A 16,559-nucleotide genomic window follows, 5' to 3' on the forward strand; every position below is an offset into this window, starting at 1 on the left:
CACCCACCCACCCCGGCGTGCGGCGCGGTGCCGGCCACCCCCGCGCGGAGCGCGAAACGGCTCAGCCCCGCAGGGTCACGGTCTGGTGGGGACGATGACCGCGAACGGCGCTCCTTCCGGGTCGGCGACGCGGGCCCAGCGACCGAAGGGCGAGGTCTCCGGGTCACTCAGCCTGCGGCCGCCGAGCGCGACCACCTTGTCCAGCGTCTCGTCCACGTCCAGCACCGAGAAGTACGTCAGCCAGTGCGGCCCCCGGTCGTGCGGGAGCTGCCCGGCCGCACCGCGGATTCCCGCCACCGGGCGGGAGCCGATGCGGAGCGTCAGGAAGTCGCTTCCCGCCGGCCGCGCCGGCTCGGGGCCCACGTCGTAGCCGAAGACCCGCTCGTAGAACTTGCCCACGCCCGACGTGTCGAGCGCGAACAGCTCGTTCCACGAGACGGCGCCCTCCGTCCCCTGGTAGCGGGCGCTGCGCCGGGGGCCGCCCTCCCAGATGCCGAACGCCGCGCCGCCCACGTCGGCCGCGATGCCGAGGCGGCCCACCTGGTCCACGTCCAGCGGCCCCACGGCCACCGTGCCCCCGCACTCACGGATCAACGCGGCCGTCGCGTCCGCGTCGTTGGTGGCGATGTACGGCAGCCAGGCCGTGACCCGCCGCACGCCCGTCGCGATCTCACCGAGGCCGGCGACCGGGTGCCCGTCGCGCAGTGCTCGGACGTACGCGCCGAGTTGCGTGGGTCCCTCGTCGAACTCCCAGCCGAAGAGCCCACCGTAGAACCGTCGGCTCGCGGCCAGGTCGTGAACCATCAGGCTCACCCAGCGGTGCGTACCGGGAACGGGTGGACTCGCTGTGTTGGTCATCCTTCTCCATCTCCTCGGGGCTCCCTTGCTCGCCCCAAGTCTCCACCGCGCGCGAGGAGAATGGGGCCATGACTGCAATGATCTCCGCCTCCGAACTCGCGATCGCCCTCGGGCCCGGGGTACCGCCAAAGGAGCGTCCCGTGCTGCTCGACGTGCGCTGGCGGCTCGGTGGCCCGCCCGGGCTGCCGGAGTACGCGGCCGGGCACCTGCCGGGCGCCGTCTACGTGGACCTGGACTCCGAGCTCGCCGGGCCGCCGGGATCCGACGGCCGGCATCCGCTGCCCGACGCCGACGTGTTCGGCATGGCGATGCGGCGCGCCGGCGTCGGCCACGACCGGGACGTGGTGGTCTACGACGCGGGGCAGGGCTGGGCCGCGGCCCGCGCCTGGTGGCTGCTGCGCTGGGCCGGCCACGAGCGGACCCGGGTGCTCGACGGGGGGCTGGCCGCCTGGGCCGGCGAGCTGACCGAGGAGGTGCCCGACCCGGCCGAGAGCGACTTCGTGCCGCGCCCCGGCCAACTGCCCACGCTGGACGCGGACGGCGCGGCCGAGCTCGCCAGGCGGGGCGTGCTGCTCGACGCGCGGGCGGGGGAGCGGTACCGGGGCGAGGTGGAACCGATCGACCCGGTGGGCGGCCACATCCCGGGCGCGGTGTCGGCACCGACCGCCGAGAACCTGCGGGAGGACGGCCGGCTCAGGCCGGCGGACGAGCTGGCCGCGCGCTACGCGGAGCTGGGCGTGGTCCCCGGTGCCGAGGTGGGCGTCTACTGCGGCTCGGGCGTCTCGGCGGCCCAGGAGGTCCTGGCGCTGTCGGAGATCGGCGTGGCGGCCGCGCTCTACCCCGGCTCCTGGAGCGGCTGGACGGCCGACCGGAGCCGCCCGGTGGCCACCGGCCCCCAGCCGGGCTGAGGGCCGGCGGACCGGCGGCTACTCCTTCTTCTTGCGGCGGGTGCCGAAGACGATCTCGTCCCAGCTGGGGACGGCGGCGCGGCGGCCGGGCCGGACACCGTCCGCCTCGGCCTGCCGGTCCGTGTTGCCGGTGAGCCGCTCGCGGTGGCCGCCGACCGAGCGCGGCATCAGCACGTCCGCGTAGGTCGAGCCGGCGCTGGCGGCCGGGGCGGCTGGACCGCGGCCCGGCTGGGCCTCGGCCGGCACGTCCTCGTCCGCCAGGTCGTCCTCGGGGTCCGCCGACGCGGCGGCGGGCTCGGGCACCACCAGGTCGCCCCTGAAGCTCGGCACGGCCTCCAGCAGGCTGGTGAGCGAGTCCGGCTCCTCGGCGGGCGCCAGCCGGCCCGCCGGCCGGTCGCCCTCGCGGGGCAGCCGGGCGATGCGCGGCACGAACGGCGTGCTCGGCTCGGGCGTGTCGTCGGTCTCGCCGAGCAGCGCCCGCGCCTCGTCGTCCACGGCCTGCACTAGGCGGCGCGGCGGGTCGAACATCCAGCTGGCCGAGTGCGTCTCGCCGGCGACCCGGTAGACGAGCAGCACCTCCCAGGTGCCGTCGTCGCGGCGCCACGAGTCCCACCTGACCGCGTCCTTGTCGGCGCCGCGCAGCAGCAGCCGGTCGGCGACCGCCTCGCCCAGCTGCGGACCCGCGGTCTCGCCGGGGCGCCGCACCGGGGTCTTCCGCGCCCGCTCCGCCATGAACGCGCGCTCGGCGAGCACCGGGCCCTCGAACCGACGCACCCGGTCGACGGGGATGCCGGCGAACTGCGCCACCTCCTCGGCGGTGGCGCCGGCTCGTATCCGGGCCTGGATGTCGCGCGGCCTGAGGTGGTTCTCGACCTCGATCTCGATCTGGCCGAGCCTGGCCCGGTCGTTGCGCACGGCGGCGCGCAGCCGCTCGTCGATCGGAAGGGTGTATTCCGTGTTGTCGGCAGCCTTGAGCACCAGACGTGTGCCGTCATTGCTCACGGCCACGACACGCAGTTCGGGCACGAGGACCTCCCGGTGGTGCCTGCCGACGTCACGTACGTCGCTGCTCCCGCTGGACGAGTGTGACCTGCCCGGGTGCAGCCTGCCACAACCTTGCCGACTTGCCCGGCGTGTCGGGCCATGGACTTGAGCCGCCGTTATGGCACAGTCACCACTTTGCCACGTGCGGTGACCGGCGCGGGCGCCGTGTCCGCACAGGCCATGAGGCGGCCAAGGCCAGGTGTGGTCACACTACTCCATTAGGGCCAGCCGGGTGGGGTTCGGCGCTTCGGAAGTTGTCCCGGGTCAAGGGAGTTGACGCGCGGAACTCCCGCTCCTTTGGGTGGCAAGGCTCACAGAACCGCTGAAATCGGAACTATCCCCGCGCCTCGCATGTCTTCTACGTGGGCACGATGCGAAGAGTGTGTGGATTGAGGCGAATGGTGGAACCTCGGGTAAAGAATCCAGGCGGCGAGGGAGCGGAACGGCGGCGCGGAGGGGTCGAGCTGACGGTCCCCCAGGTCGCGGCGAGCGCGGCGGCGGCGGTGGCGGGCGCGGTGCTCGCCTCGGGGCTCGGGGTGTTCGGCACGGTGATCGGCGCCGGTGTGATGAGTGTGGTCGCGACCGCCGGCGGCGCCGTATTCCAGCACCTGTTCGACAGGTTGCGTGTGCGCCCCGCCGCGCGCGAGGCGTCACCGTCCCGTGCGCCCCGGCCGCGGCGGGCCGTCCGCCGCCGGGTGGCGGCGGCCGCCGGCGTCTTCCTGCTGGCGATGGCCGCCGTCACCGGGCTCGAACTGGCCAGTGGCTCCGCCCTCTCCGGCTGGTGGCACGGCGACGACCGGGCCAGCACCTCCGTCGGCCGGCTCCTGGACGGCGGGGCCGGCGGCGGGCAGGAGCCGGCGGGTGGCACCGAGCGGGACGGCTCCGGCCAGGAGGAGGGGGACGAGGAGGGCGTCACGCCGCCCGAGCCCTCGGAGGAGCCGACCGGCGGCACGACCGACCAGCCCGCGCCGCCCACCCCCTCCGACGAGCCGACCGGCGAGACCACCCCGGAGACCGACACCCCGACCGAGCAGACCACCCCCGAGACCGACGCTCCCGAGGACGACGAGGCGCCCGGCCAGGATGCCACCCCGAGCCCCGAGCCCACCCCCTCGGAGAGCCAGGACCCGGACCAGGACGGCGCCACCGGAACGACCGGACCCTAGTGGCAGGATCACAGGCATGGACCGCGTGACCAGCCCTCAGCCCTACGACGCACTCCTGCTGCTCTCCTTCGGCGGCCCGGAGGGCCCGGACGACGTCATCCCCTTCCTGGAGAACGTGACCGCGGGGCGTGGTATCCCGCGCGAGCGGCTGGAGGAGGTCGGCGCCCACTACCGGCTGTTCGGCGGCGTCAGCCCCATCAACGCGCAGAACCGCGCCCTGCTGGCCGCGCTCCGCGCCGACTTCGCGGAACACGGCGTCGACCTCCCGGTCTACTGGGGCAACCGGAACTGGGCGCCCTACGTGACCGACACCCTGCGCGACATGGTCCGCGACGGCCGTCGCCGGGTGCTGACGCTGGCCACCAGCGCCTACGCCTCCTACTCGGGCTGCCGCCAGTACCGCGAGGACCTGGCCGGCGCGCTGGCCACCCTCGCCGACGAGGGCCTGCCGCTGCCCCGGGTGGACAAGCTGCGGCTCTACTACAACCACCCGGGCTTCCTGCGCACCATGACGGACGGCGTGCTCGCCGCGCTCGACGAGCTGCCCGAGGGCGTCAGGGCGGGCGCCCACCTCGCCTTCACCACCCACTCCATCCCGGACGCCGCGGCCGACGTCTCGGGGCCGCCGGCCGGCCACGGGGACGGCGGCGCCTACGTCGCCCAGCACCTGGACGCGGCCCGCGTCATCGCCGAGGCGGTGCGCGAGGAGACCGGCGTGGAGCGCCCCTGGGAGCTCGTCTACCAGTCCCGCAGCGGCGCCCCGCACATCCCCTGGCTCGAGCCCGACATCGTCGACCACCTGACCGCCCTGCACGAGCGGAGCGTGCCGGCCGTCGTCATGGTCCCCATCGGCTTCGTCTCCGACCACATGGAAGTGCTCTACGACCTCGACACCGAGGCCCTGGCCGCCGCCAGGGAGCTCGGCCTGCCGGCCGTCCGCTCCGCCACCGTCGGCGCCCACCCGCGCTTCGTCGCCGCCATCCGCGACCTGGTGCTGGAGCGGGCCGCCAGCGAGCGCGGGGAGGCACCGACCCGCTGTGCGCTCGGCACGCTCGGCCCGAGCCACGACGTCTGCCCGGTGGGCTGCTGCGCGGCCCGCGTCGCCCGCCCGGCCGCCGCCGGCGCCGACAGCCCCTACGCCTGACCCCCCGCCCCCACCTCTGCTGGACCTCAGCCTGACAAGGAGCATTCACGTGTCCGAAGGACCGCAGGCCGCCCGTGGCGAGCTGGCCGCCACGCTGCTCGCGCTCGCCGAGGAGGCGGCCGACCGGGCCGGCCGGCTGCTGCGGGAGGGGCGTCCCGCGGATCTCGGGGTCGCCGCGACCAAGTCGAGCCCGATCGACGTCGTCACCGAGATGGACATCGCCGCCGAGAAGCTGATCACCGGCTTCCTCGCCGAGCGGCGCCCCGGCGACGGCTTCCTCGGCGAGGAGGGCGGCGTCACCGGCGGCGACAGCGGGGTGCGGTGGGTCATCGACCCGCTCGACGGCACCGTCAACTACCTCTACGGGCTCCCCCAGTGGGCCGTCTCCATCGCCGCCGAGGCCGACGGCGAGACGCTGGCCGCCGTGGTGGCCGCGCCGATGCGCGGCGAGACCTACCGGGCCGTGCTCGGCGGCGGGGCGGAGCGGCTGACCGCCGGCCGGCCGCCCGAGCCGCTGCGCACCCGCCCCGCGCCGCCCCTGGACCAGGCGCTGATCGGCACCGGCTTCAACTACGTGGCCACCGTGCGCACCGCCCAGGCCGCCGTGGCGCGGCGGCTGATCCCGCGGGTGCGGGACATCCGCCGCTCGGGCTCGGCCGCCATCGACCTGTGCGACGTGGCCGGCGGCCGGCTCGACGGCTTCTACGAGCGCGGCCTCGCGCCCTGGGACCTGGCCGCCGGCGACCTGATCGCCAGGGAGGCCGGCGCCCGCACCGGCGGCCGTCCAGGACTGCCGCCGGGCGGCGACCTCACCGTCGCCGCCAGCCCCGGCGTCTTCGACGCGCTCCAGCCGCTCCTCGACGAGCTCGGCGCCTGGCACGACTGAGCCCGGCACCGGCCCACGCATGCCTGAGCGCCCCCGGGGTTCCCCGGGGGCGCTCAGTGCTGGCAGCGGTCAACGGCGCCCGGGTGGGGCGCGTGGCGGAACTCAGGCGCTCCTGGCCCCGACCTCCACGCCGTACTCGGCGGCCAACCGGTGCAGGTCGTCCAGCTCGGCCTGCTCCACGTCCATCGTGAACAGATCTCCGGCTTCACGAGCGCGGTGCAGATCGGACTGGGTGTTCTCGATACGCTGCAGGATTCCAGCGGTGAACGCGTCCAAGGTGCGCCCCCTCGTCTTCGATCGGTGGCACTGGGGGAGTGCCAGTGGGTGGGTGCGGCCACGGAGGGTCCCGACAGGTCGGCAGCACGGAGCGGCTTGCCGCCGGCAAGTGGTGGTCGCGGGGTGTGTCGCTTGTCCTCCCCGGCCCGCCAGGGCCGGAAACCTCGCCGGAAGTGAAAATCCGAGCGGATCCCCGGCACCGGTCGTTTACCAGTGGTTTATGGGGTCCCGGTGCAGGATGGAGGGTGGGGCGGGGACCGATGTGCCCAGGCCAGGGCCTCCCACCGCCCAGGGGATCTCACGAGAAGAGGATCGGGACGTGCGCGTACTCGTCGTGGAGGACGAGCAGTTGCTCGCGGATACGGTGGCCGTCGGGCTGCGCCGCCAGGCCATGGCGGTGGACGTCGTCTACGACGGCGCCGCGGCCACGGAGCGCGTCGACCTCAACGACTACGACGTCGTCGTGCTCGACCGCGACCTGCCGCTGGTCCACGGCGACGACGTGTGCCGGCACATCGTCCGGCTCGGCAAGGCCACCAGGGTGCTGATGCTGACGGCCTCGGGGGACGTCAGCGACCGCGTGGAGGGCCTGGAGATCGGCGCCGACGACTACCTGCCCAAGCCCTTCGCCTTCAGCGAGCTGATCGCCCGCGTGCGGGCGCTCGGCCGGCGGGCCACGCCGCCCCTGCCGCCGGTGCTGGAGCGGTCCGGCATCCGGCTCGACCCCAACCGCCGCGAGGTCTTCAGGGACGACCGGCAGATCCACCTGGCGCCCAAGGAGTTCGCCGTCCTCGAAGTGCTGCTGCGCGGCGACGGGGCGGTGGTCTCGGCCGAGCAGCTGCTGGAGAAGGCCTGGGACGAGAACACCGACCCGTTCACCAACGTGGTCCGCGTCACGGTGATGACGCTCCGTCGCAAGCTGGGCGACCCGCCGGTGATCACCACCGTGCCGGGGGCGGGATACCGGATCTGAGCCATGGCATCGTCAGCGTCTCCGCCCCCAGGGCCCCCCAGGCCGCCCAAACCGCCGCTCCCGCCGCCTCCCGGCCACCGACCCCCGCCCCGGATGCCCAGCGCCCCACCCAGGCCCCCGTGGGACCCCAGGGAGGCCGACCGGTCGCACGGCTGGCTGCGGCCCACCATCCGGATCCGGCTCACCCTGCTCTACGGCGGGATGTTCCTGATCGCCGGCGTGGTGCTGCTCACGATCATCTACCTGCTGGCGGCCCAGGCGCTGCACAAGGGCAACGCGCTGCCCTTCGAGTTCCGCGACGCGGCGAACGTGGAGATCACGTCGCCGGTGTGCGACGCGCCCCCGGCCCAGGTCACCACGGACCAGTTCGAGGCCTGGGCGGCCGACTGCTACGACCGGCAGCGCGCCATCGCGCTCGACGGGCTGCTGCGCAACTCGCTGCTCGCGCTCCTCGGCCTCGCGGTGGCCGCGTTCGCCTTCGGCTACGTGATGGCCGGCCGGGTGCTCTCGCCGCTCGGTCGGATCACCCGCACCGCCCGCCAGGTGGCCGGCTCCGACCTGCACCGCAGGATCGAGCTCGACGCGCCCGACGACGAGTTCAAGGAGCTGGCCGACACCTTCGACGAGATGCTGGACCGCCTCGACCGCGCGTTCACCGCCCAGCAGCGCTTCGTGGCCAACGCCTCGCACGAGCTCCGCACCCCGCTGGCGATCAACCGCACCCTGCTCGAGGTGCAGCTCTCCGACCCGGAGGCCTCACCCGAGCTGGTCCAGCTCGGCAAGACGCTGCTGGCCACCAACGAGCGGAGCGAGCAGCTGGTGGAGGGCCTGCTCCTGCTGGCCCGCAGCGAGAACGAGATCGTGGACCGCAAGCCGGTCGACCTGGCCGAGGTGGCCGGGCAGGCGGTCGAGCAGGTGCGGGGCGAGGCGCAGCAGCGCGGGGTGGAGCTGCGCGGCGTCCGGCGGCCGGTCCAGGTCCAGGGCAACGGCGTGCTGCTGGAGCGGATCGCCCTGAACCTCGTGCAGAACGCGGTCCGGTACAACGTGCCGGAGGGCGGCTGGGTGCGGGTGGACACGGAGTCCAGGCCGGGGCAGGCGCTGCTGGTGGTGGAGAATACGGGTCCGGTCGTGCCGGCGTACGAGGTCGATAACATGTTCGAGCCCTTCCGTCGGCTGCGTACCGATCGCACGGGCAGCGACAAGGGCGTCGGCCTCGGCCTGTCGATCGTCCGCTCCGTGGCGCGGGCGCACGGCGGCTATGTCAGGGCGGAGCCGCGGGAGCAGGGCGGCCTGGTGATGAAGGTCGCCATCCCGGTCTGAGCAGGCCCCACAGCGGGAAAGAAGGAGATGTGATCAATCGCATAGCGACGCCCGGGACGGCGGGCGTCACGCGGTCGTGGGCGGGCTTTTGACCGGTTAGCGGCCCGATCGGCAGCCGGGATGATCACCTCTTCAGGCGTTCGGTTGGGTGTCGATTGAGTAACAGCACTTGATGTGAGGCAAAATCTCCGCCTCGGGTCGGGCACAAAGTCCGACCCCCCGCGCGTTACGTGCGCTGGAGATACCACAGACACCCGGAGGGGGAGAACGAAATGGCAACCGACTACGACACTCCACGCAAGACCGATGACGATGTCAACGAGGACAGCATCGAGGAACTGAAGGCCCGGCGGAACGACAAGTCGGCGTCCACCGTCGACGTCGACGAGTTCGAGCAGGCGGAGGGCCTGGAGCTGCCCGGCGCCGACCTCTCGAACGAGGAGCTTTCCGTTCGGGTCCTGCCTCGCCAGGCCGACGAGTTCACCTGCATGAGCTGCTTCCTCGTGCACCACCGGTCGCAGCTGGCGAAGGAGAAGGACGGTCAGCCGATCTGCCGCGACTGCGCGGCGTGAGCGCCGGCCCGGGCGTGCCCTCAGGCCGCGTCCGGGCGGGCCTTGGTGAGCGCCGCGGTGAGGCGGTCGGGCTGCCGGGTGGAGAGATACAGGTACGGAGTGGGATCATCCGGATCCGTCACCTCGACCCGGACGGCCGTCGGGATGTAGGCGCGCAGCAACATATGGGCCCGGGCATCCGCACGGTGGGTGCGCCAGGCGCGCGCCTCCTCGGCGTCGAGCGCCCGGGCCTCGCCCAGGGCCGTGAGCGGGATCCTGGCGTCGCCCGCGACCAGCGAGCCGGCCACCACCCGGATCCGGGCCGAGCCGTAGGCGCTCAGCGCCACCCCGGAGAGGGCCCCGCCCGCGGCGAGGCCGCACAGCAGGGGCACCAGGCCCAGCGGCACCAGGGCGAATCCCAGCAGCAGCACGCCCAGCAGGGCCATCAGCCACCACCTCGCGGGCACGGTCAGTCGCTCGTCGTACGGCTTCATGGCCCCAGCATCGCAGGCTCGTCCCCAGGGGCCGTCGGCGGCGGTAGGGTCTGCATCGTGAGTGCCGACTCTGTGAGCCCCAGTCCGCTGGACGTTCCGCTCCGGCGGATCGATCCGGCGGTCCCCGTCCCCTCCCGAGCGCATCCGGGAGACGCGGGGGTCGACCTGGTGACCACCCAGGCCGCCGAGCTGGCGCCGGGCGAGCGCGCGGTGCTGCCCACGGGGGTGGCCATCGCCCTCCCCGACGGTTACGCGGCGTTCGTGCACCCGCGCTCCGGGCTCGCCGCCCGCTGCGGGGTGTCCATGGTCAACGCGCCAGGCACCATCGACGCCGGGTACCGTGGAGAGATCAAGGTCATCGTGATCAATCTGGATCCGCGGGAGACCGTGCGGTTCCAGCCGTTCGACCGGATCGCCCAGCTCGTCGTCCAGCAGGTGGCGGCGGTGCGTTTCCACGAGGTCACGGAGCTGCCGGATTCGGCGCGGGCCACGGGGGGTTTCGGCTCCACGGGCGGCCATGCCGGCCTGGTGACCCACCCCTACGCTGCGGTCGGCCCCGGCGGGCGCGCCGACCGGAAAGGACTCTGACGTGTTCGGACGTCGTCGCAAGCGGAACGAGGAGCCGGCCGAGGCGGCGGAGGCGGTCGAGGCCACCACCGATGAGGCTCCGGACGAGGAGGAGGTGCGCCGGGTCAAGCTGGAGCCGGCGCCCCGCCCCGACGGTCCCTGGGACCTGAGCGAGGTCAGCAGCCCCTCCGAGGGCCGCGTGGACCTCGGCGGCCTCTTCGTGCCCGGCGTGCAGGGCATGGAGCTGCGCGTGGAGGTCGCGGGAGACGCGATCGTCGCCGCGACCGTGGTCCTCAAGGACAGCGCGGTCCAGCTCCAGGCGTTCGCGGCCCCCAAGCGCGAGGGCATCTGGGCTGAGGTGCGCGAGGAGATCGCCGCCGGCATCACCCAGCAGGGCGGCGTGATCGAGGAGATCGAGGGGCCGCTCGGCTGGGAGCTGCGGGCCCGGGTGCCGGTGCAGCTGCCGGACGGCAAGCGCGGCATGCAGGTCGTGCGGTTCGTCGGCGTCGACGGCCCGCGCTGGTTCCTGCGCGGCGTGATCTCCGGCCAGGGCGCGGTCCAGCCGCAGGCGGCCGGGGTCCTGGAGCAGATCTTCCGGGACACCGTGGTGGTCCGTGGCGACGGCCCGATGGCCCCCCGTGACCCGATCGTCCTCAAGCTGCCGCAGGACGCGCAGATGGTGCCGGACGGCGTGAAGCAGGAGCAGGCGGCCGCCGACGGCGCCCAGGTCTCCCGCTTCGCCGGCGGCCTCGACAAGCTGCGCAGGGGCCCGGAGATCTCCGAGGTCAGGTAGGCGCCTCCCGCGCGGGTGTGTCAGGCGCCCGCGCGGGTACTCGGGACTCTCCGTCACGGAAGGTCCCGTCATGAGCAGAGGCAGAGGACGCCACCGCTTCGAGCGGACCGGCACCGAGCCGATCACCGCGTACAGCGACATCCGGTTGCGCATCCTGCTGTCCGCGATCTTCACCCCGCTGTTCGCCGCCGCCACGGTCGCCTTCGCCATCTGGCTGGGCGCCTCGGGCCCGCACTCCTCGCCGGGACGCGGCCCGCTGATCGCGCTGACCGCGGGCTGCGCGGTCCTCACCCTGGCCGCCGCGACCGACCTGACGATCCTGCTGCGGCGCCGCCGGGAGGCCCGCGACGACGAGCAGAACCGGGACGAAGCACCCTAGAAGCCGCCTCAGGCGGCCCCGCGGACGCATCGCGTACGGACCCCGTCAACGACGGCGGGTCCGTCATCAGGGTGTCGTCAACGAACGCGGCGACGGCCGCGAACAGAGGTTCCCTGGGCGAGTAAGTGTCAGACCACTCGTTCAGGAGAACCGATGGCCGACCTGGTCTTCGTCCTGGTCATCCTCGCGGGGTTCGCGCTGGTGGCCCTCACCGCCCGCGGGGTGGCCAAGCTGTGAGCGCCGAGAACATCGTCGGTCTCTGCGTGGCCGCGGGACTCCTCGGCTACCTGGTCCTCGCCCTGCTCTTCCCCGAGAGATTCTGAGGGCCGCCGACCATGAGCACCCCCCTGGCCGATGTGCTCCAGACCTCCGCCCTCGTCGTGGCGCTCGTCCTGGCGCACCGCCCCTTCGGCGACTACATGGCCGCCGTCTACTCCTCCAGGAAGCACCTGCGAGCCGAGCGGCTGATCTACCGCTGCGTCGGCGCCGACCCCGACGCCGAGATGAGCTGGACCGCCTACCTGCGCTCCGTGCTCGCCTTCTCCGCCGTCGGCGTGCTCTTCCTCTACCTGCTGCTCCGGGTCCAGGACCTGCTGCCGCTCTCGCTCGGCTTCGCCGGCATCCCCGCCGACCAGGCCTTCAACACCGCCGTCTCCTTCGTCTCCAACACCAACTGGCAGTCGTACTCCGGCGAATCGGCCATGGGCCACCTGGCCCAGGCCGGCGGCCTGGCCGTGCAGAACTTCCTCTCGGCCGCCGTCGGCATGGCCGTCGCCATCGCCCTGGTCCGTGGCTTCGCCCGCTTCCGCACCGGTGAGCTCGGCAACTTCTGGACCGACCTGGTGCGCGGCACCGTCCGCGTCCTGCTGCCGGTCTCCGTGCTCGCCGCGATCGTGCTGGTGGCGCTCGGCGCCGTCCAGAACTTCTCCGGCGGCCACGACGTGACCACCCTCACCGGCGCCACCCAGCACATCACCGGCGGTCCCGTCGCCTCCCAGGAGGCCATCAAGAACCTGGGCACCAACGGCGGCGGCTTCTACAACGCCAACTCCGCCCACCCCTTCGAGAACCCCGACGGCGTCAGCAACCTCCTGGAGATCTTCCTGCTGCTGGTCATCCCGTTCTCGCTGCCCCGCACCTTCGGCCGGATCGTCGGCAACGTGCGGCAGGGCTACGCCATCGTCGCCGCGATGGGCGTCATCTGGCTGGCCGGCGTCGTCGCCGTCACCATCGTCGAGCACCAGGCGCCCGGCACCGCCTCCCAGGCCGCCGGCGGTGGCATGGAGGGCAAGGAGCAGCGCTTCGGCATCGGCGGCTCCTCGCTGTTCGCGGTCTCCACCACCATGACCTCGACCGGCTCGGTCAACTCCTTCCACGACTCCTTCCAGGGACTCTCCGGCGGCGTGCTGATCTTCGGCATGGTGCTCGGCGAGATCGCCCCGGGCGGCGTCGGCTCCGGCCTCTACGGCATGCTGATCATGGCTGTGATCGCCGTCTTCATCGCCGGCCTGATGGTCGGTAGGACCCCCGAGTACCTGGGCAAGAAGCTCGGCACCCGCGAGATCAAGCTCGCCGCCTGCGCGATCCTCGTCTCCCCGGCCCTCACGCTGATCGGCACCGCCCTCGCCATGGGGCTCGGCGACGGCGAGGAGTCCATGACCAACATCGGGCCACACGGCTTCTCCGAGGTCCTCTACGCCTACGCCTCGGCCTCCAACAACAACGGCAGCGCCTTCGCCGGCCTGGCCGCCAACACCGACTTCTTCAATACCACCCTCGGCATCTGCATGCTGCTGGGCCGATTCCTGCCCATCGTGTTCGTCCTGGCGCTGGCGGGCTCGCTCGCCGGGCAGCGCCGCGTCCCGGTGACCGTCGGCACCCTCTCCACCCACCGGCCGCTCTTCAGCGGCCTGCTGGTGGCCACCGCCGTGGTCGTCGCGGGGCTGACGTTCTTCCCGGCGCTCTCCCTCGGCCCGCTCGCGGAAGGACTCGCGCTGTGAGCACCACCACCCCCATCCGCCCCGAGGCCGGTGCGCGGCACCGGCACCCGGCCCAGCCGGGGGCCCGCGTGGCCCGCGGCGGCTTCGACCCGAGACTGCTGTGGTCCTCGCTGCCCAGCGCGTTCCGCAAGCTGGACCCGCGCGCCATGGTCAGGTCGCCGGTGATGTTCGTCGTGCTGATCGGCTCGGCGCTCACCACCGTGCTGGCCGCCGCCGATCCCGGTGACGCGTTCGGCTGGGCCATCGCCGGCTGGCTCTGGCTCACCGTCCTCTTCGCCAACCTCGCCGAGGCCGTCGCCGAGGGCCGGGGCCGCGCCCAGGCAGCCTCGCTGCGCGCCGCCCGCACCGACACCGTCGCCCGCCGGCTCGTCGACGCCGGCACCGACGAGGAACGGGTGCCGGGCACCGCGCTGCGCGTCGGCGACCTCGTGGTCTGCGAGGCCGGCGACGTGATACCCGGCGACGGCGACGTGATCGAGGGCGTGGCCTCGGTCGACGAGTCCGCCATCACCGGCGAGTCGGCACCCGTCATCCGCGAGTCCGGCGGCGACCGCTCGGCCGTCACCGGCGGAACCCGGGTGCTCTCCGACCGGATCACCGTCCGGATCACCACCAGGCCCGGCGATACCTTCCTGGACCGGATGATCTCCCTGGTCGAGGGCGCGGCCCGGCAGAAGACGCCCAACGAGATCGCCCTCAACATCCTGCTGGCCAGCCTGACCATCGTCTTCCTGCTGGCCGTGGTCACCCTTCAGCCGTTCGCCGTCCACGCCGGCGCCGAGCAGTCGCTCGTGGTGCTCACCGCGCTGCTGGTCTGCCTCATCCCCACCACCATCGGCGCGCTGCTCTCCGCCATCGGCATCGCCGGCATGGACCGGCTGGTGCAGCGCAACGTGCTGGCCACCTCGGGACGGGCCGTCGAGGCGGCCGGCGACGTGTCCACCCTGCTGCTCGACAAGACCGGCACCATCACGCACGGCAACCGGCGGGCCGCCGAACTCCTGCCGGCCGCCGGCGTCACCCGGGAGGAGCTGGCCGAGGCCGCCCAGCTGTCCTCGCTGGCCGACGAGACCCCCGAGGGCCGGTCCATCGTCGCCCTGGCGGTGGCGGAGTACGGCCGGCCGGCCCGCGACCGCGACGACCTGACCGACGCCGACTGGATCCCGTTCACCGCGCAGACCCGGATGTCGGGCGTCGACGCCGACAGCCGGCGCATCCGCAAGGGCGCGGTCGGCGCCGTCACCGGCTGGGTCGTCGAACTCGGCGGCACGGTCTCGGACGCCACGCTCGGCACGGTCGAGTCCATCAGCGCCGGCGGCGGCACGCCGCTGCTGGTCGCGGACGGACCCCGGGTGCTCGGCGTCGTCCACCTCAAGGACGTCGTCAAGGAGGGACTGCGCGAGCGCTTCGAACAGCTGCGGGCCATGGGCATCAGGACGGTGATGATCACCGGCGACAACGCCCGCACCGCCAAGGCCATCGCGGCGGAGGCCGGCGTCGACGACTACCTCGCCGAGGCCACGCCGGAGGACAAGATGGCCCTGATCAAGCGGGAACAGGCCGGCGGCCGGCTGGTCGCCATGACCGGCGACGGCACCAACGACGCCCCGGCCCTGGCCCAGGCGGACGTCGGCGTGGCCATGAACACCGGCACCTCGGCCGCCAAGGAGGCCGGGAACATGGTGGACCTGGACTCCGACCCCACCAAACTGATCGACATCGTGCAGATCGGCAAGCAGCTGCTGATCACGCGCGGCGCGCTGACGACGTTCTCGATCGCCAACGACATCGCCAAGTACTTCGCGATCATCCCGGCGATGTTCGCCGTCGCCTACCCGGGCCTCGACTCGCTCAACATCATGCGGCTGTCCTCGCCCGAGTCGGCGATCCTGTCGGCCGTCGTCTTCAACGCGCTGATCGTGGTCGCCCTGGTGCCGCTCGCGCTGCGCGGCGTCGCCTACCGGCCGCTGGGCGCCGACCAGCTGCTCAGCCGCAACCTCGGCGTCTTCGGCGTCGGCGGGCTGATCGCCCCGTTCGTCGGCATCAAGGCGATCGACCTGCTCGTCTCACTGCTCCCCGGGATCGGGTGACACTCGACATGAACATCAGAACCCCCCTGCGGACCGCCTGGGCCGCGCTCCGTGCCCTGCTGGTGCTGACCGTGGTCACCGGCGTCCTCTACCCGCTGGCTATCGCGGGCGTGGCCCAGGCCGCGTTCGGCGACCGCGCCGACGGCTCACCGGTCCAGGCCGACGGGCGGGACGTCGGCTCGTCGCTGATCGGCCAGACCTGGAACGACGCCAACGGCGACCCCGACCCGCGCTGGTTCCAGCCACGGCCTTCCCACAGCGGCTACGACCCCACGGCGACCGGCTCCAGCCAGCTGGGCGCCAGCGATCCGACGCTGCTGGCGTCGGTCGAGGAGACGCGCGCGGCGGTCGCCGCCTTCAACGGCGTGCCGGAGTCGGCGGTACCGCCGGACGCGGTGACGGGCTCGGCCTCGGCGATCGACCCGCACATCTCGCCGGCCTACGCGGAGCTCCAGGTCGCGCGGGTGGCCTCGGCGAACGGGCTCTCCCCGGACCGCGTCGAGCGGCTGGTCGCCGACCACACGGAAGGCCGCGACCTGGGCTTCCTCGGCGACGAGCGGGTCAATGTGCTGGAGCTGAACGTGGCCCTGCGAGCGGTCGTGACGGCCGACGGGGATTGACCCCACCTCTTCGCTGCGCTTGGCGTTGGCCGCCGGCCCGCCGGCCCGACCAGGCGGCGCAGCCGCCGAGGTCGGGCCTTGCGGCCGTGCGGTGCCGCGCCCACCCACCCGCCCTTGGCGGGTGGCCTCGCGCGGCGGGGGCCGCGTGGCCGGGCGGCATAGCCGCCGCGGGCCATCGGCCCGCCGGGCCGTGTGCGGCGCGCAGCGCGACGGGCCCGTGCGGTGCCGCGCCCACCCACCCGCCCTTGCCGGGTGGCCTCGCGCGGCGGGGGCCGCGAGGCCCGGCGGCGCAGCCGCCGCGGGCCACCGGCCCGCCCGGCCGTGGCGCCCAGCGCGACCGGCCTGGCGGCCGGGCACACCCACGGCCCTCCGAGCGGGCGGCGAAGCCGCCGTGGGCCCATCGGCCCTCCGGGCCGTGTGCAGCGCGCAGCGCGAGTGGCCTGGCGGCCCGTGCGGTGCCGTGCCCGCCCACCCGCCCGGCGGGCGGGTG

General features: G+C 73.6%; 18 protein-coding genes. 14 read left to right on the forward strand and 4 right to left on the reverse strand.

Features of this window, described 5'->3' with window-relative positions; all coding sequences use genetic code 11:
• Nucleotides 1–75: 75 nt before the first annotated feature.
• On the reverse strand, nucleotides 76–804 hold the full coding sequence (locus tag RNC47_RS33580) for a VOC family protein (protein WP_311604388.1): 729 nt from the start codon (nucleotides 802–804) through the stop codon (nucleotides 76–78).
• A gap of 122 nt (nucleotides 805–926) precedes the next feature.
• On the opposite strand from RNC47_RS33580, the gene RNC47_RS33585 reads away from it, so the two are divergent.
• Nucleotides 927–1,766, forward strand: a complete 840-nt coding sequence (locus RNC47_RS33585) for a sulfurtransferase (protein WP_311604367.1) — start codon at nucleotides 927–929, stop codon at nucleotides 1,764–1,766.
• A gap of 18 nt (nucleotides 1,767–1,784) precedes the next feature.
• On the opposite strand, the gene sepH is transcribed toward RNC47_RS33585, so the two are convergent.
• Nucleotides 1,785–2,792, reverse strand: coding sequence for a septation protein SepH (gene sepH, locus RNC47_RS33590; protein ID WP_311604369.1), 1,008 nt, complete (start codon nucleotides 2,790–2,792; stop codon nucleotides 1,785–1,787).
• 416 nt (nucleotides 2,793–3,208) lie between these two features.
• On the opposite strand from sepH, the gene RNC47_RS33595 reads away from it, so the two are divergent.
• Genes RNC47_RS33595 through RNC47_RS33605 form a run of 3 tightly spaced genes read left to right on the forward strand, consistent with a single transcriptional unit; the run spans nucleotide 3,209 to nucleotide 6,006 of the window.
• Nucleotides 3,209–3,976, forward strand: a complete 768-nt coding sequence (locus RNC47_RS33595) for a hypothetical protein (RefSeq protein ID WP_311604370.1) — start codon at nucleotides 3,209–3,211, stop codon at nucleotides 3,974–3,976.
• 16 nt (nucleotides 3,977–3,992) lie between these two features.
• Nucleotides 3,993–5,120, forward strand: coding sequence for a ferrochelatase (locus RNC47_RS33600; protein WP_311604371.1), 1,128 nt, complete (start codon nucleotides 3,993–3,995; stop codon nucleotides 5,118–5,120).
• A gap of 49 nt (nucleotides 5,121–5,169) precedes the next feature.
• Nucleotides 5,170–6,006 carry an inositol monophosphatase family protein gene (locus tag RNC47_RS33605; protein ID WP_311604373.1) on the forward strand — a complete coding sequence of 279 codons (837 nt, stop codon included), beginning with the start codon at nucleotides 5,170–5,172 and terminating at the stop codon, nucleotides 6,004–6,006.
• Between the two features lie 102 nt (nucleotides 6,007–6,108).
• On the opposite strand, the gene RNC47_RS33610 is transcribed toward RNC47_RS33605, so the two are convergent.
• Complete coding sequence (locus RNC47_RS33610) at nucleotides 6,109–6,282, reverse strand: hypothetical protein (RefSeq protein ID WP_311604375.1); 174 nt, start codon at nucleotides 6,280–6,282, stop codon at nucleotides 6,109–6,111.
• 319 nt (nucleotides 6,283–6,601) lie between these two features.
• Here RNC47_RS33610 and RNC47_RS33615 point away from each other — a divergent pair, with 319 nt between their 5' ends.
• The 3 genes from RNC47_RS33615 (at nucleotide 6,602) to RNC47_RS33625 (ending at nucleotide 9,147) form a co-directional block, all read left to right on the forward strand.
• Nucleotides 6,602–7,255 carry a response regulator transcription factor gene (locus RNC47_RS33615; protein WP_132930884.1) on the forward strand — a complete coding sequence of 218 codons (654 nt, stop codon included), beginning with the start codon at nucleotides 6,602–6,604 and terminating at the stop codon, nucleotides 7,253–7,255.
• A gap of 93 nt (nucleotides 7,256–7,348) precedes the next feature.
• The gene (locus tag RNC47_RS33620) at nucleotides 7,349–8,575 is read left to right on the forward strand and encodes a sensor histidine kinase (protein WP_311604377.1); all 1,227 of its coding nucleotides are present in this window, start codon (nucleotides 7,349–7,351) and stop codon (nucleotides 8,573–8,575) included.
• A 272-nt stretch (nucleotides 8,576–8,847) separates the two neighbouring features.
• Nucleotides 8,848–9,147 carry a DUF4193 domain-containing protein gene (locus RNC47_RS33625; RefSeq protein WP_052851347.1) on the forward strand — a complete coding sequence of 100 codons (300 nt, stop codon included), beginning with the start codon at nucleotides 8,848–8,850 and terminating at the stop codon, nucleotides 9,145–9,147.
• A gap of 20 nt (nucleotides 9,148–9,167) precedes the next feature.
• Here RNC47_RS33625 and RNC47_RS33630 read toward each other — a convergent pair whose 3' ends face one another.
• On the reverse strand, nucleotides 9,168–9,620 hold the full coding sequence (locus tag RNC47_RS33630; RefSeq protein ID WP_311604379.1) for a DUF3093 domain-containing protein: 453 nt from the start codon (nucleotides 9,618–9,620) through the stop codon (nucleotides 9,168–9,170).
• 72 nt (nucleotides 9,621–9,692) lie between these two features.
• On the opposite strand from RNC47_RS33630, the gene dut reads away from it, so the two are divergent.
• The 7 genes from dut to kdpC all read left to right on the forward strand — a co-directional run bounded on the left by dut (nucleotide 9,693) and on the right by kdpC (nucleotide 16,069).
• Nucleotides 9,693–10,208 (forward strand): dUTP diphosphatase, encoded by a 516-nt coding sequence (dut, locus tag RNC47_RS33635; RefSeq protein ID WP_311604389.1) that lies wholly within the window; start codon nucleotides 9,693–9,695, stop codon nucleotides 10,206–10,208.
• A gap of 1 nt (nucleotide 10,209) precedes the next feature.
• Complete coding sequence (locus tag RNC47_RS33640) at nucleotides 10,210–10,980, forward strand: DUF3710 domain-containing protein (protein ID WP_311604381.1); 771 nt, start codon at nucleotides 10,210–10,212, stop codon at nucleotides 10,978–10,980.
• A gap of 70 nt (nucleotides 10,981–11,050) precedes the next feature.
• Complete coding sequence (locus tag RNC47_RS33645; protein ID WP_311604382.1) at nucleotides 11,051–11,359, forward strand: DUF6343 family protein; 309 nt, start codon at nucleotides 11,051–11,053, stop codon at nucleotides 11,357–11,359.
• Nucleotides 11,360–11,592: 233 nt separating this feature from the next.
• Nucleotides 11,593–11,682, forward strand: a complete 90-nt coding sequence (gene kdpF, locus RNC47_RS33650) for a K(+)-transporting ATPase subunit F (protein ID WP_311604384.1) — start codon at nucleotides 11,593–11,595, stop codon at nucleotides 11,680–11,682.
• A gap of 12 nt (nucleotides 11,683–11,694) precedes the next feature.
• Nucleotides 11,695–13,359, forward strand: coding sequence for a potassium-transporting ATPase subunit KdpA (gene kdpA / locus RNC47_RS33655; protein ID WP_311604385.1), 1,665 nt, complete (start codon nucleotides 11,695–11,697; stop codon nucleotides 13,357–13,359).
• On the forward strand, nucleotides 13,356–15,449 hold the full coding sequence (kdpB, locus tag RNC47_RS33660) for a potassium-transporting ATPase subunit KdpB (RefSeq protein ID WP_394814942.1): 2,094 nt from the start codon (nucleotides 13,356–13,358) through the stop codon (nucleotides 15,447–15,449). The genes kdpA and kdpB overlap by 4 nt, the downstream gene beginning before the upstream one ends.
• Before the next feature lie 8 nt (nucleotides 15,450–15,457).
• Nucleotides 15,458–16,069, forward strand: a complete 612-nt coding sequence (gene kdpC, locus RNC47_RS33665) for a potassium-transporting ATPase subunit KdpC (protein WP_311604386.1) — start codon at nucleotides 15,458–15,460, stop codon at nucleotides 16,067–16,069.
• The last annotated feature ends 490 nt before the right edge of the window (nucleotides 16,070–16,559 follow it).

It is taken from the genome of Streptomyces millisiae, from assembly GCF_031845425.1.
In the GTDB taxonomy this organism is placed as follows: Bacteria; Actinomycetota; Actinomycetes; order Streptomycetales; family Streptomycetaceae; genus Streptomyces; species Streptomyces millisiae.

Excerpts from the sequence above, each read along its gene's own strand:
- RNC47_RS33580 (WP_311604388.1), bottom strand. The coding sequence starts at position 804 with ATGGTTCACGACCTGGCCGCGAGCCGACGGTTCTACGGTGGGCTCTTC.
- RNC47_RS33585 (WP_311604367.1), top strand. The coding sequence starts at position 927 with ATGACTGCAATGATCTCCGCCTCCGAACTCGCGATCGCCCTCGGGCCC.
- RNC47_RS33595 (WP_311604370.1), top strand. The coding sequence starts at position 3,209 with ATGGTGGAACCTCGGGTAAAGAATCCAGGCGGCGAGGGAGCGGAACGG.
- RNC47_RS33600 (WP_311604371.1), top strand. The coding sequence starts at position 3,993 with ATGGACCGCGTGACCAGCCCTCAGCCCTACGACGCACTCCTGCTGCTC.
- RNC47_RS33620 (WP_311604377.1), top strand. The coding sequence starts at position 7,349 with ATGCCCAGCGCCCCACCCAGGCCCCCGTGGGACCCCAGGGAGGCCGAC.
- RNC47_RS33625 (WP_052851347.1), top strand. The coding sequence starts at position 8,848 with ATGGCAACCGACTACGACACTCCACGCAAGACCGATGACGATGTCAAC.
- RNC47_RS33630 (WP_311604379.1), bottom strand. The coding sequence starts at position 9,620 with ATGAAGCCGTACGACGAGCGACTGACCGTGCCCGCGAGGTGGTGGCTG.
- RNC47_RS33645 (WP_311604382.1), top strand. The coding sequence starts at position 11,051 with ATGAGCAGAGGCAGAGGACGCCACCGCTTCGAGCGGACCGGCACCGAG.
- kdpA (WP_311604385.1), top strand. The coding sequence starts at position 11,695 with ATGAGCACCCCCCTGGCCGATGTGCTCCAGACCTCCGCCCTCGTCGTG.
- kdpC (WP_311604386.1), top strand. The coding sequence starts at position 15,458 with ATGAACATCAGAACCCCCCTGCGGACCGCCTGGGCCGCGCTCCGTGCC.